This window comes from Tersicoccus mangrovi, assembly GCF_036881825.1.
Taxonomy (GTDB): domain Bacteria; phylum Actinomycetota; class Actinomycetes; order Actinomycetales; family Micrococcaceae; genus Tersicoccus; species Tersicoccus mangrovi.
The window spans coordinates 162,197-174,472 of record NZ_JBAJMW010000005.1 but is presented as its reverse complement, the minus strand read 5'-3'; the positions used below and the strand labels follow the sequence as shown (position 1 = coordinate 174,472).

General features: G+C 72.8%; 8 protein-coding genes. 4 read left to right on the top strand and 4 right to left on the bottom strand.

Annotated features, from left to right (window positions below; genetic code table 11):
- Positions 1-14: 14 nt before the first annotated feature.
- Positions 15-809, bottom strand: coding sequence for an RDD family protein (locus tag V6N00_RS11420; RefSeq protein WP_334232459.1), 795 nt, complete (start codon positions 807-809; stop codon positions 15-17).
- Positions 810-938: 129 nt separating this feature from the next.
- Between V6N00_RS11420 and V6N00_RS11415 the strand changes: the two genes are divergently transcribed.
- Both V6N00_RS11415 and V6N00_RS11410 read left to right on the top strand, forming a co-directional pair.
- Positions 939-1,931 carry a stage II sporulation protein M gene (locus V6N00_RS11415; protein ID WP_334232457.1) on the top strand — a complete coding sequence of 331 codons (993 nt, stop codon included), beginning with the start codon at positions 939-941 and terminating at the stop codon, positions 1,929-1,931.
- Between the two features lie 250 nt (positions 1,932-2,181).
- Entirely contained in the window at positions 2,182-4,554 is a 2,373-nt protein-coding gene (locus tag V6N00_RS11410; protein ID WP_334232455.1) for a TIGR01906 family membrane protein, read from the top strand.
- Positions 4,555-4,652: 98 nt separating this feature from the next.
- Here V6N00_RS11410 and V6N00_RS11405 read toward each other — a convergent pair whose 3' ends face one another.
- The 3 genes from V6N00_RS11405 to V6N00_RS11395 form a co-directional block, all read right to left on the bottom strand.
- Positions 4,653-6,623 (bottom strand): AMP-dependent synthetase/ligase, encoded by a 1,971-nt coding sequence (locus tag V6N00_RS11405; RefSeq protein WP_334232454.1) that lies wholly within the window; start codon positions 6,621-6,623, stop codon positions 4,653-4,655.
- A gap of 16 nt (positions 6,624-6,639) precedes the next feature.
- Entirely contained in the window at positions 6,640-8,370 is a 1,731-nt protein-coding gene (locus V6N00_RS11400) for a dolichyl-phosphate-mannose--protein mannosyltransferase (protein ID WP_334232453.1), read from the bottom strand.
- 265 nt (positions 8,371-8,635) lie between these two features.
- Positions 8,636-9,256, bottom strand: a complete 621-nt coding sequence (locus tag V6N00_RS11395) for an NUDIX hydrolase (protein ID WP_334232451.1) — start codon at positions 9,254-9,256, stop codon at positions 8,636-8,638.
- 383 nt (positions 9,257-9,639) lie between these two features.
- Between V6N00_RS11395 and rsmI the strand changes: the two genes are divergently transcribed.
- Complete coding sequence (rsmI, locus tag V6N00_RS11390; protein WP_334232449.1) at positions 9,640-10,518, top strand: 16S rRNA (cytidine(1402)-2'-O)-methyltransferase; 879 nt, start codon at positions 9,640-9,642, stop codon at positions 10,516-10,518.
- 149 nt (positions 10,519-10,667) lie between these two features.
- Positions 10,668-12,158 carry an NAD-dependent succinate-semialdehyde dehydrogenase gene (locus V6N00_RS11385; RefSeq protein ID WP_334232448.1) on the top strand — a complete coding sequence of 497 codons (1,491 nt, stop codon included), beginning with the start codon at positions 10,668-10,670 and terminating at the stop codon, positions 12,156-12,158.
- The last annotated feature ends 118 nt before the right edge of the window (positions 12,159-12,276 follow it).

The following is a 12,276-nucleotide window of genomic DNA, read 5'->3' as shown; positions in this document are numbered from 1 at the left end:
TGGCGGGTGCGGCCTCAATAGGGCAGGCGGTGCAGGGCGGCCGACCGTGCCTCGGCGCGGTCCCGCGCGTCCTGCAACCGGTCGGTGTCCCGCCGGCGTCGTTCGCTCATGACCGCGGCCAGGTAGTCCTCGGGCGAGGTGCCCGCAGGTGGTGCCGGCGCGACGAAGGCGGCGGTCTCGGCGGCCAGCGAGGTGCCGAGACGGTGCCGGGACTCGGGGGAGAGGCGCAGCAGGTTCTGCTGGAACTGGCGCACGCGGCGGGCGAGCGGGTCGGGCAGGCGGCCGAGGTCCGCCAGTTGCGCCCAGGCGGTCAGCCCCGGCGGCGTCTGCGCGAGCGGACGGCGGCGCACGGGCACGCGTTCGCGCACGCTGTAGGTACCGGCGAGCATGTCGCCGAGCCGCTTGGAGTGCTCGTTGAACAGCGAGACGAGCAGGGCGACCGAGCCGGCCGTCATGAGGATCTCGACGAAGCCGAGCAGGCCGCGGATCAGGGCGTGCCGGAACCGGATGCTGCCGCCGTCGTCGCGCACGATGCGCAGGCCGAGGGCGAGCTTGCCGAGCGACCGGCCGCGGCTGAGCGTCTCGACCGTGATCGGCAGGACGACGAGCACCAGCAGCACGAGTCCGAGCACGAGGATGCGGGCGGAGGCGGGGTCCATGCCCTCGGCGGCGGGCCCGACGGCCAGCATCAGCCCGACCAGCAGGAGGATCTGGGCGAGAAGGTCCAGGAGCAGGCCGACCCCGCGCGCGGCGAAGGTCGCCGGCCGCAGCTCGAGGACGACCGCCTCCCCGCTGACGATCGACGTCATGGCCGTGGCCCGTTCATGCGGTCACTGTAGCCGACGGTGAGCCCGTGCGGAGCGGCTGATCCGCGCCTGACGTGCAGCGACCTGCCGCTGATCCGATCCCGCGCCGCAGCGCCCGGTTAGGCTGTGCGCGTGGACATCGACGCCTTCGAGGCGGTGCACCGACCCGACTGGGACCGTCTCGCCGTGCTGTCCCGCCGTCGCCGCCTCGACGGCGCCGAGGCCGACGAGCTGGTGCGGCTCTACCAGCGTGTGTCCACGCACCTGTCCCTGCTCCGGTCGATCGCTCCGGAGAGCCCGACGTCGACCCTCCTCTCGTCCCGGCTGGCGCGCGCGCGGACCCGGTTCACCGGTGCCCGCTCCAACCTCGCCGAGGACGTCGCGACGTTCTTCGTCGTCGCCCTCCCCGCGGCCCTGTACCGGCTGCGCTGGTGGACCGTGATCATCGGCGTGGTGTTCTGCGCCGTCGCGACGACGGTCGCGTTGTGGGTCGCCTCCGACCCGCACGTGCTGGCCACGCTGGGCACCGAGGCCACACGCCGCAAGCTCGTCGACGAGCAGTTCGTCGGCTACTACTCGGACAATCCGGCCGCGTCCTTCGCCGGATCGGTGTGGATCAACAACGCGTGGATCGCCGCCCAGTGCGTCGCCTTCGGCGTCACCGGGCTGTGGGTCCCGGCCGCACTGATGCAGAACGCCGTCTCCCTCGGCCTCACGGGCGGCATCATGGTCGCCTACGGCCGGACCGACACGTTCTTCGCCTACATCCTCCCGCACGGCCTGATGGAGCTGACCTCCGTCTTCGTGGCCGGTGCCGCGGGCCTGGCGATCTTCTGGGCGTGGGTGCGTCCCGGCCCGAGGACGCGGCTGCAGGCGCTCGCGGAGGAGGGCCGATCCCTGATCACCGTGGCGCTCGGCCTCGTCCTCGTGCTCGCGGTCAGCGGCATGGTCGAGGGCTTCGTGACCCCGAGCGGGCTGCCGACCTGGTTGCGGATCGGCATCGGCGCGCTCGTGCTGGCCGCCTTCTGGACGTACGTGCTGGTCCTCGGCCGCCGCGCCGTCCGGGCCGGCCAGGGAGGCGATCTCGACGCCGCGGACGCCGGATACCGCGAACTCGCCGCCTGACCGACGGCGCGATCACCGACCGGTGATGTCACGCCTGAACACCACGGTTCGATAACGCGTGGGCCCGCAGGCCGCGCCACGCCCGGGATGCGGGCCCGGCGGCGAGTAGCCTCGTGGGGAGAAAACGCCCGGTCCCGGGCCTGTGCCGCCGACGCGGTCCGGGCGTCGGGGCGCCGACCGCGTCCGGCTCCGCGCCGGCCGGCCACCCACCCGTCGGCCCCGATCCGGCCGGGAGAGAACGAGGAGATCCGTGAGCAGCAGGACACCCCGACCCGAGGACGAGAATCCGCCGCTGGACACCGACGACGGCGACCGGTACATCCCCACGTCCCGCGAGCTGGCCGAGCAGTACCGCCGCGAACGCAGCCAGCAGGAGACGCCGGCCGGCGACCGTGGCGAGGCCGACCGGGCCCAGGCCGACTCCACGGGTGCCGGGTCCCGGAGCGCGTGGGACGACCAGCGCGGCGATGACGTGCACGGCGACTCGCACGGCGACCAAGCCCGTGGTGACCGGCTCGATGACGAGCAGGACGACCTCGGGCGGCCCGACGAGCTCCGTGACGATCAGCCGCTCGGGCGTGACCGCCCGGGCAACGCGGACCTCGGACCCGAACTGCAGGCCGACGGCACCGGCCACGCCGGTGTCCGCGTGACCGAGCCCGTCGCGCTCGTCCCGGACGAGACTGCGACGGCAGGCCACGGGATGGCGGGCCAGAACGCCGCTGCGAACGGCACCGCTGTGAACGGCACCGCTGCGAACGACGCCCATCAGGTCGATCCGGCCGATCGCGCCGTGCCGTCGAGCGAGGCGCCGGGCGCCGAGTCGTCCGCGGGAGCCACGGGTGACGGGGACGGCCGGTGGCGTGACCGGTTCGACCACGCCGCCGCGATGGACGACTGGGACCGCGAGTTCGGCGGCGACAGCACCGCGACGAGCGCCGTCGACGGCGCCGAGCCGGCCGACCAGCACAACGGTCCGCAGGATGCCGACCGGCACGCCGTCGACCACGACAGCACCGACCAGCACGTCGCCGGCCCGGACGCCTCCGACGAGCACCGCGCCGACGCGTCGGCCGCGCCGGCGGTCGGCACCGGCATCACGGAGACGGACGCCCGCACCGACGCAGGCCGCGCCGCCCCCGGCGCCACGACCATCGATCGCCGGACCGCGGCCACGCAGCCGGACTCGGAGAGTGTCCCGCCGCCGCTGGGTGCGGCCGCCGTCGCCGCCGGTGACGACGTCGCCGGTTCGCGCGCGGACACGGCCACCGGTGCGGAGCCGTCCGCTGCGGGGTACGCCGGGGCGGACGATCAGGCTGCCGACCGGCTCGGTGATCGCCGCACCGACCGGTTCGGTGACAGCAGCAACGACCGGTTCGGTGACAGCGACCGCGACGTCGACGGTGACGCGGCCGACCGCATCGACACCGACGAGCGCACCGACCGGGACCGTGCCGACCCCACCGGTGCGGATCGGGACGCGCTCGACGGTGACCGAGTCGACTCCGCGCGCCGCGACGACGACCGGCACACCGGTGCGGGCGTCATCGGCGCCACGGCCGCCGGAGCCGCCCTCGCGGGCGGTGCCGTCGCCGCCGGAGCCCACCGGCACGAGACCGACACGACCGCCCAGCCCGTCACCGCACCGGTCCGTGACGGCGGCCTCGACCGCCGGGCCGACGGCCTGCCGCGGGACCGGGCCACCGACGACCGCACAGCCGAGCCGCCCGTCGCCGACCGCGACACCGCCGACCGCGACAACGTGGCGCCCACCACCGGTGCCCGCGTCGACGAGTCCGATGTCGGCGGCCGCGACACCGTCGCCGCCGCCGACCTGGACGACGACGAGGCGCGCCGCCGGGCCGACCGCCGCGACGCCGCCCTCGAGGGCAAGCCCGCCGCCGGCCGCTTCTGGCAGGTCGTGCTCGCGATCGCGTTCCCCGTCGTCCTGCTCGTCGCCGCGATCCGCGCCGTCGCGTCCCCCCTGTTCCTGTGGATCGAGTACCACCGGCCCGGGTTCCCGGTCGACACCTACGGCTACACGACGGACGACCGGCTGACCTTCGGCTCGGCCGTCGAGGACTACATCAACAACTTCGCCAACCCGCGCTACCTGACGCAGATCCCCGGCAAGGACGGCGGCTCGCTGCTGACCGAGGGCGAGGTCAGCCACATGGTGGACGTCAAGAACCTCGTGGGGATCACCTACATCGCGGCCGCGGTACTGGCCGTGCTCGGCCTGATCGCCGTCATCTACCTCGCCAAGCGGTACCTCGGCGGCGTGCGCCGCGGCCTCTTCGCGGGGTCGGTGATCACGCTCGTCGTCATCATCGTCCTCGGCGTGCTCGCGGTCATCGACTGGAGCATGTTCTTCACCACGTTCCACCGGGTGCTGTTCTCCCAGGGCAACTGGACGTTCTACGAGAACGACGCGCTGATCCGCCTGTTCCCGTCCCAGTTCTGGGTCGACTCGGGCATCGTCATCGGCGGCATCGTGCTCATCGTCAGCGTCGTGACCCTGATCATGACGTGGCCGACGCGGCGCCGCCGCGACCGGTCCCGCGCCGCGCAGGAGGCCCTGCGCCGGTCGATGGCCGAGCACGAGGGCAGCCTCGTCGCCTGACGCCGTCCTCCCGGACGCAGAACGACCCGCCACCGCAGCCGCGGTGGCGGGTCGTTCTGCACGTACCGGTCGAAAGGCGTCGCTCGGAACAACAGCCCTCAGGCCGAGGCGGGCTCCGGGGTGTAGAGGCTCTCGATGGCGTCGGCGAAGTCCGCGGTGACGACGTGCCGCTTGACCTTCAGGCTCTCGCTGAGGTGCCCGGACTCGAGCGTGAGCTCGGTCGGCAGCACCGCGAAGCGCCGGATGCTCTCGGCGCGGGACACCGCGCTGTTCGCCGTGTCCACGGCCCGCTGCAGGTGCTCGCGCACCTGCGGGTTCTCCGCCGCCTCGGCGAGCGTGAGGGTGCCCAGGCCGTGCCGGGAGGCGAAGACCGCGAGCTCCTCCTCGTCGAGGGTCAGCAGGGCCGCGACGTACTTCCGGTCATCGCCGACGACGACGGCCTGGTCGATCAGCGGGTCGCGGCGCAGAACCTCCTCGAGCGGCGCAGGGGCCACGTTCTTGCCGCCCGCGGTCACGATGAGGTCCTTGAGCCGGCCGGTGATGGTGAGGAAGCCGTCGTCGTCGATCCGGCCGAGGTCACCGGTGTGCAGGAAGCCGTCCGTCGGCAGTTCGTCGACGACCGTCAGGTCCGGCGTGGACGCGTCCACCAGGGTCAGCTCGGCCGCAGCGGGACCGGTCGACGGACCGGAGCCGGCCGGGTCGTCCTCGTCGTCGTGCCGCACCGGGGCGCCCCGGTGGTAGCCGGCGAAGACGCCCACGCCGCGGATCAGGATCTCGCCGTCGTCGGCGATGCGCACCGTGGTGCCCGGCAGCGGGATGCCGACCGTGCCGACCTTGGTGCTGCTCGGCACGTTCACGGCCGCCGGCGCCGTCGTCTCCGTGAGGCCGTAGCCCTCCAGCACGGTGATGCCGGCGCCGCGGAAGAAGTGGGTCAGCTGCGGGTCCAGGGCGCTGGCCCCGCAGATGGCGTAGCTGAGGGAACCGCCGAGCGCCGTGCGCAGCCGCCGGTAGAACAGGGAGTCGTAGAGGGAGTGTTCCGCGCGCAGTCGCAGGGGGATGCGGGGAGCCGCCGAGGCGGGGCCGCGGTACCAGGCCCGCTCCTGCTCGAGCTCGGACCAGCGCACGGCGGTACGCACGGCCGCCGCGAACGGCTTGCCGAGCCCGGTGTTCTCCGCCCGGCGCTGCGTCGCGGCGAAGATCTTCTCGAAGATGCGCGGGACACCCAGCAGGAAGGTCGGCGCGAAGGTCTCGACGTCGCGCATCAGGGTGCCGGTGTTGCTCACATGGGCGATCTGGACCCGTCCGACGAGGCACATCACCTGCACGGCGCGGGCGAGCACGTGCGCGAGCGGCAGGAACATCAGGGTCCGGCCGTTCTCACCGATCACGTCCTGGAGCACCGGGATGGTGTTGCGGGCCAGGATGCTGAAGTTGCCGTGCGTGATGATGCAGCCACGGGGCCGGCCGGTGGTGCCCGAGGTGTAGACCAGCGACGCGGCGGTGTCCAGGGTGTTGCTCGCCCGGTGCGCCTCGAGCAGCGAGTCCGTCACGGATTCCCCGAGCAGGCGCAGGTCCGAGAAGTCCGGGCCGTAGCCCTCGTCGGTCATCAGCCACACGCTCGGGCTGCAGCCGGCCTCCTCGGCGGCGGTCTGCACCATGCGGCGCCGGGCGCCGTCGGCGACGAACACGTGCCGGGCGCCGGAGTCGGCCAGGATCCACGCGATCTGGGCGGGGGAGGACGTCTCGTAGATCGGCACGGTGACGCCGCCCGCGTACCAGATGGCGAAGTCGACCAGCGTCCACGAGTAGCTGGTGGGGGAGAACACCGCGACCGGGTCCGAGGGCTTCAGCCCCGAGGCGATCAGCCCCCGGGCGAGGACCTTGACCTGGTCCTCGAACTCGCCGGCCGTGACGTCGGTCCAGCCGTCGTCGGAGCGCACCGCGTACAGGGGAGTCCAGGGGCTGCGACGCACCAACTGGGCCAGCAGGTCGGTGGTGTTGGACTGGCGGTCCACCGTGACGAGGAGCTCCGTGCTCGCTTCCTTGAAGGGGTGGAGGGGGTGGGTCACCCGGACACGCTCGCTTTCAGATCCAGCTGGGCATCCACATGCGCAGCCGCCATTGCTCGTAGGGGATCACCTCGGCCGTCCAGATGGGCAGGAAGAACGCGGTGAGCAGCAGCGCGGCCGCCACGAACACCCCGATCACCACTATGCCCCACCGGCGGCGAGCTGCCGGAACCGTGCCGTCATCGGCGGTTCGCGGCGTCGCGAGCACCCGTCCGGCGACCATGGTCAGGCCGAGCACGAGGAACGGTTCGAAGGAGACGGCGTAGAAGAAGAACGTCGTCCGCTCGGGGTAGAGGAACCACGGCAGGTATCCGGCCGCGACGCCCGCCAGGATGGCGCCGGCGCGCCAGTCACGCCGTCCGATCCACCAGAACAGCAGCACGATGAGTGCCAGCGCCGCCGTCCACCAGATCAGCGGGTTGCCCACCGAGAGGATGGCCGAGGAACAATTCTGCACGTCGCAGCCGCTCACGGGCCCGGTCGGGGACTCGTAGTAGAACGACGTCGGCCGGCCCATCACGAGCCACGTCCAGGCGCTCGCCTGGTAGGGGTGCTCGGCGCTGAGCCCCTGGTGGAACTGATAGGCGGTGAGGTGGTAATGCCACAGCGACCGCAGCGACGCCGGGATCCAGCTCCACGTCGTCGACGGGTTCTGCGCCGCCCACTGGCGGTCCCATGCGTCGCCGGAGAGGAACCAGCCGGTCCACGTGAACAGGTAGGTGACGGCGGCGACGGGCACGATGGCGACGAACGCGAGCAGGCCGTCCTTGACGATGCCCGCCCGGATCCAGTGCTGGATGCCCGCGAGACGGCGCGCGTTCAGGTCCCAGAGCAGGGTCATGAGGCCGAAGACGACGACGAAGGACAGGGCGGACCACTTGGTGCCGAGCGCCAGGCCGATCAGGATGCCCGCGAGCAGGCGCCACGGCCGCAGCCCCAGGAAGGGCCCTGTCTCGAGCAGGGCGGGACGGCCGGCGGTCACGGTGCCCAGGCCGTCCGCGGCAGCGTCGGAGAGCCGGCGGGCGAGCCGTCGTCGCCCGTCGTCGCGGTCCAGCAGCAGGGCGACGAAGGCGGCGAGCAGGAAGAAGGAGAGGAAGATGTCGAGCAGCCCGGTGCGGGACATGACGAGGTGGTGGCCGTCGATGGCCAGCAGCAGCGCGGCGAGGCCGGCGAGGACCCGGGAGCGGAACAGCAGCCACGCGGCGAGCCCGATCAGCACGATGCTCAGGGTGCCGATCGCAGCGGCGCTGAACCGCCAGCCGAACCCGTTGTCGGAGCCGAAGAGCCACATGCCGAAGGCGATCAGCCACTTGCCGACGGGCGGGTGGACGACGTATTCCGGAGTGTTCTGCAGCTGCGGGTGACCGGCGATGAACGCCGGGTTGGCGTTGTCCGGCCAGCTCCGCTCGTACCCGCTCTGCAGCATCGAGTACGCGTCCTTGACGTAGTACGTCTCGTCGAAGACGAGGGCGTGCGGGTCGCCGAGGCGGACGAAGCGGAGCAGACCGCCGAGGACGGCGGCGACGGCGATGAGCGCCCACCCGGCCGCCCCGAGACCGGTCGAGCCGAGGCCCGTGGGCAGGCCGATGAGGCGGAGCTTGAGGGCGGCGAACGTCAGCGCCTCACCGGGCGCCAGGACGCGCCGTCGGAGGATGCGGCCGAGTGCGGCGGGGGTGCCAGGGGCGGCCGTGGATGCCGGGCGAGTCGACGCGGGATCGGTCTCGGTCGGACTCGCAGGGTGGCTCACCCGTCCATGCTACGGGCCGGTCCTGTGCTGCCCGGGCGGGTGAGGGCCGGTGTCGCGGGGGTGTCGTGGCCGGGGTCGTCCGGGGTGGCCGAGTGGCGCCGCGGGTGTCGTGTCGGCTCGTGCCCGGTCCCGGGACACGCCGGGAAACGGTGGGATCGGGCGTCATGTCCCCGCGGGCGACGGCGTGTTGCGGGATCCAGGGTGAGGCTCCGCCCGTGGAGAGGTGATGCGGCGCCGGGCGATGCCGTGGATGCGGCGCCGGGAGTCAGGTGAGGCGGGTTCCGACGGCGGGCAAGCGCCCGGTCGCGGCGGCCATCAGCCGTGCCACCAGCAGCGAGGGGTCGACGATCTGCCCGGTCGTGATCATGTCGTCGAGCTCGACGAGGGGGACGCGGGCGAGCTGGACCTGTTCGGAGGGCTCGGTGCCGGCCGTCGCGCCCCGCTCCGTCGTCGTCGATCCGGTGTCCGGTCCATCCCCGGCCCGTGTGCCGGCCGTCGCGGTGCAGAAGAAGAGGTGGACGGCCCACCGGGCGCGGCCGGGATTGGCGAAGTACCGGTGCAACGGGACGAGGTCGAGCGGGATCCGGCCGATCTCCTCGATCATCTCCCGCCGGGCCGCCGACTCCGGACTCTCGCCCGGTTCGACGCCGCCGCCGGGAAGATCGAGGATCGTCCGTCCGATCGGGTACCGGAACTGTCGCGTCAGCAGCACGTCGGCGCCGTCGAGGACCAGCGTCGCCGCCGCGGCCGGCACGCTCTCGTCGACCTCGAAGTCGATGCGTTCGCCGGTGGGCAACTGCACCCCGTGCCGGACGACCCGCATCCGGCCGTCGTGGACGAGCCGGCTGTCCAGCCGACGCCATCCCGGTGACTGTTCCGTCGTCATGACGGACACGCTGTCACGCCGGAACCGTCGACATGACCGTCCACGCTGTCACGTCGGCAGCGGTGTTGTGACAAGTCGACGGTGTCACAGGTGGACCGGGGCATGACGGGAAACGGTGTCATGACGGGAACAACGGAGTGACACGCGGGTCACGGGGGCTCGGCCATCTCGAGCTGCGCCCCGTCCCGAGAAACAACCGTGGTCGACGGGACAGGAGTGCACGTGGTGCACGCCGCGTACCCGGTCCCGGGAAACGCCGGACTCGGGTGGGACCTGGCGTCCTGTCCCCGGCAACGTCGGCGTGTCGGGGGACCGGGTGCAGGAGCGAGCCGCCGCCGGCCCCGCCACCACTCCGGCGCAGCCGCGCGGGTACCCTCGACGGTGTGGAGCAGCGTGAGGGCATCGGCGACGGCGGGGGAACGAGCCCGGGCAGCATCGTCCTGGCGGCGACACCGATCGGCAACCTCGGCGACGCGACCGACCGGCTCCGCGACCTGCTCGCCACCGCCGACGTCGTCGCCGCGGAGGACACCCGCCGTCTGCACCGCCTCCTGCAGGGCCTCGGCATCACCACGACCGGCTCCGTGACCAGCTATCACGAGCACAACGAGGCCAGCCGCACGCCCGAACTGCTCGAGGCCGCCCGGTCCGGCGCGACCGTCGTCATCGTCACCGACGCCGGCATGCCCGCCGTCTCCGACCCCGGGTTCCGGCTCGTCAGCGCCGCCGTCCGCGAGGACGTCCCGGTGACCGTCGCCCCCGGCCCGTCCGCGGTGCTTGCCGCCCTCGCCCTGTCCGGGCTGCCCACGGACCGGTTCTGCTTCGAGGGCTTCCTGCCGCGCAAGACGGGGGAGCGTGCCACCCGGCTGGCCGAGCTCGCCGCCGAGCCCCGCACCATGGTCTTCTTCGAGGCCCCCCATCGCGTCGAGGCGATGCTCGCCGCCCTGGCCGAGGCGTTCGGGCCGGACCGTGAGGCCGCTCTGGCCCGGGAGCTGACGAAGCTGCACGAGGAGGTACGGCGTGGTTCGCTCGGCGGCCTGCTGACCGGCACCCGGGAGGACCCGCCGCGCGGGGAGATCGTCGTCGTCGTCGCCGGTGCGCCCACCGCCCCGGCCCTCTCGCTCGAGGACGCCCTCGCCGAGGTGACGGCGCTGCGCTCGGCCGGGACGCGGCTCAAGGACGCCGCCGCGCAGGTCGCCGCGAGCACCGGGTTGAGCCGCCGCGACCTCTACGAGGCAGCGCTGCGTCAGCCCTCCAGCTGATGGTGCACTCGCACCAGAAGACCCCGTCCGGGCGACCGGATGCACATGGACAGCACCCCGTCCCGGCCGTAGCGTGGATCACGAAGACCGCCTGCCCGTACCGGGCCTCCGGTCCCCCCTCAACCTCACCCGACACGAAGGAGAATGCCGTGGTCGCCACCATCGCCGACCGTGAGAAGGAACTGCTCGACCGGGTCCCCACCGAGCTGCTCATCGGCGGCCAGTGGCGCGAGGCCACCGGCGGCGCCACCTTCGACGTCGAGGATCCCGCCACCGGCCGGACCCTGCTGACCATCGCCGACGCGAGCCCCGAGGACGGCAAGGCCGCCCTCGACGCCGCCGTCGCCGCCCAGGAGAGCTGGGGCCGCACCGCCCCGCGCGAGCGTGGCGAGATCCTGCGCCGCGCGTTCGACGCCGTCACCGCGCGTGCCGACGAGTTCGCCCTGCTGATGAGCCTCGAGATGGGCAAGCCCGTCGCCGAGGCCAAGGGCGAGGTCACCTACGGCGCCGAGTTCCTGCGCTGGTTCTCCGAGGAGGCCGTGCGCGCGTTCGGCCGCTACTCCTCCTCGCCGGAGGGCAAGCTGCGGGTGCTGACCATGAAGAAGCCGGTCGGCCCGTGCCTGCTCATCACCCCGTGGAACTTCCCGCTGGCGATGGCCACCCGCAAGATCGCTCCCGCGATCGCCGCCGGCTGCACCATGGTGCTCAAGCCCGCCGCCCTCACCCCGCTCACCTCGCAGCTGTTCGCGCAGGTGCTGATGGACGCCGGCCTTCCGGAGGGCGTGCTGAACGTCGTCTCGACGACCAGCGCCGGCAAGGTGACCGGCCCGCTGATCAAGGACGACCGGCTGCGCAAGATCTCCTTCACCGGCTCGACGCCGGTGGGCCGCCGCCTGCTCGCGGACGCGTCCGAGACCGTGCTGCGCACCTCGATGGAGCTCGGCGGCAACGCCCCGTTCCTGGTCTTCGAGGACGCCGACATCGACGCCGCCGTCGAGGGCGCGATGGCCGCCAAGATGCGCAACATGGGCGAGGCCTGCACCGCGGCCAACCGGTTCCTCGTGCACCGCGACGTCGCCGAGCAGTTCAGCGCCGCCTTCGCCGAGAAGATGAAGGCCCTCAAGCTGGGTCGCGGCACCGAGGAGACGACCAACGTCGGCCCGCTCATCGACGCCAAGAGCCGGGACAAGGTGCACGAGCTGGTCACGGCTGCGGTGCAGGACGGCGCGAAGCCCCTCGTCGGTGGCGCCCCCGCGGAGGGCGAGGGCTACTTCTACCAGCCGACCGTGCTCGCGGACGTCCCCGCCGGCAACCGGATCCTGTCCGAGGAGATCTTCGGCCCGGTCGCGCCGATCACCGTGTTCGACGACGAGAACGAGGCCGTCCGGCTGGCCAACGCCACCGAGTACGGGCTCGCCGCCTACGTCTTCACCAAGGACATCAACCGCGGCCTGCGGATCGGCGAGCGACTCGAGGTCGGCCTGCTCGGCCTGAACGCCGGCGTCATCTCCAACGCCGCGGCACCGTTCGGCGGCGTCAAGCAGTCCGGCATGGGCCGCGAGGGCGGCACCGAGGGTCTCTCCGAGTACCTCTCCACCCAGTACGTCGGCATCGCCGACCCCTGGGCCGACCAGGCCTGAGGCCCGGCCCGAGCGCCCGTTCCGCGACGAACGGGAGCACGACCGACCGACGACGGCGCCCCACCCGATCCGGGTGGGGCGCCGTTCGTCGTCGGGGGCCTCTACTGGGGACGGATTC

Coding starts and splice junctions, on each gene's coding strand:
- V6N00_RS11395 (WP_334232451.1), bottom strand. CDS start 9,256: ATGACGACGGAACAGTCACCGGGATGGCGTCGGCTGGACAGCCGGCTC.
- V6N00_RS11420 (WP_334232459.1), bottom strand. CDS start 809: ATGACGTCGATCGTCAGCGGGGAGGCGGTCGTCCTCGAGCTGCGGCCG.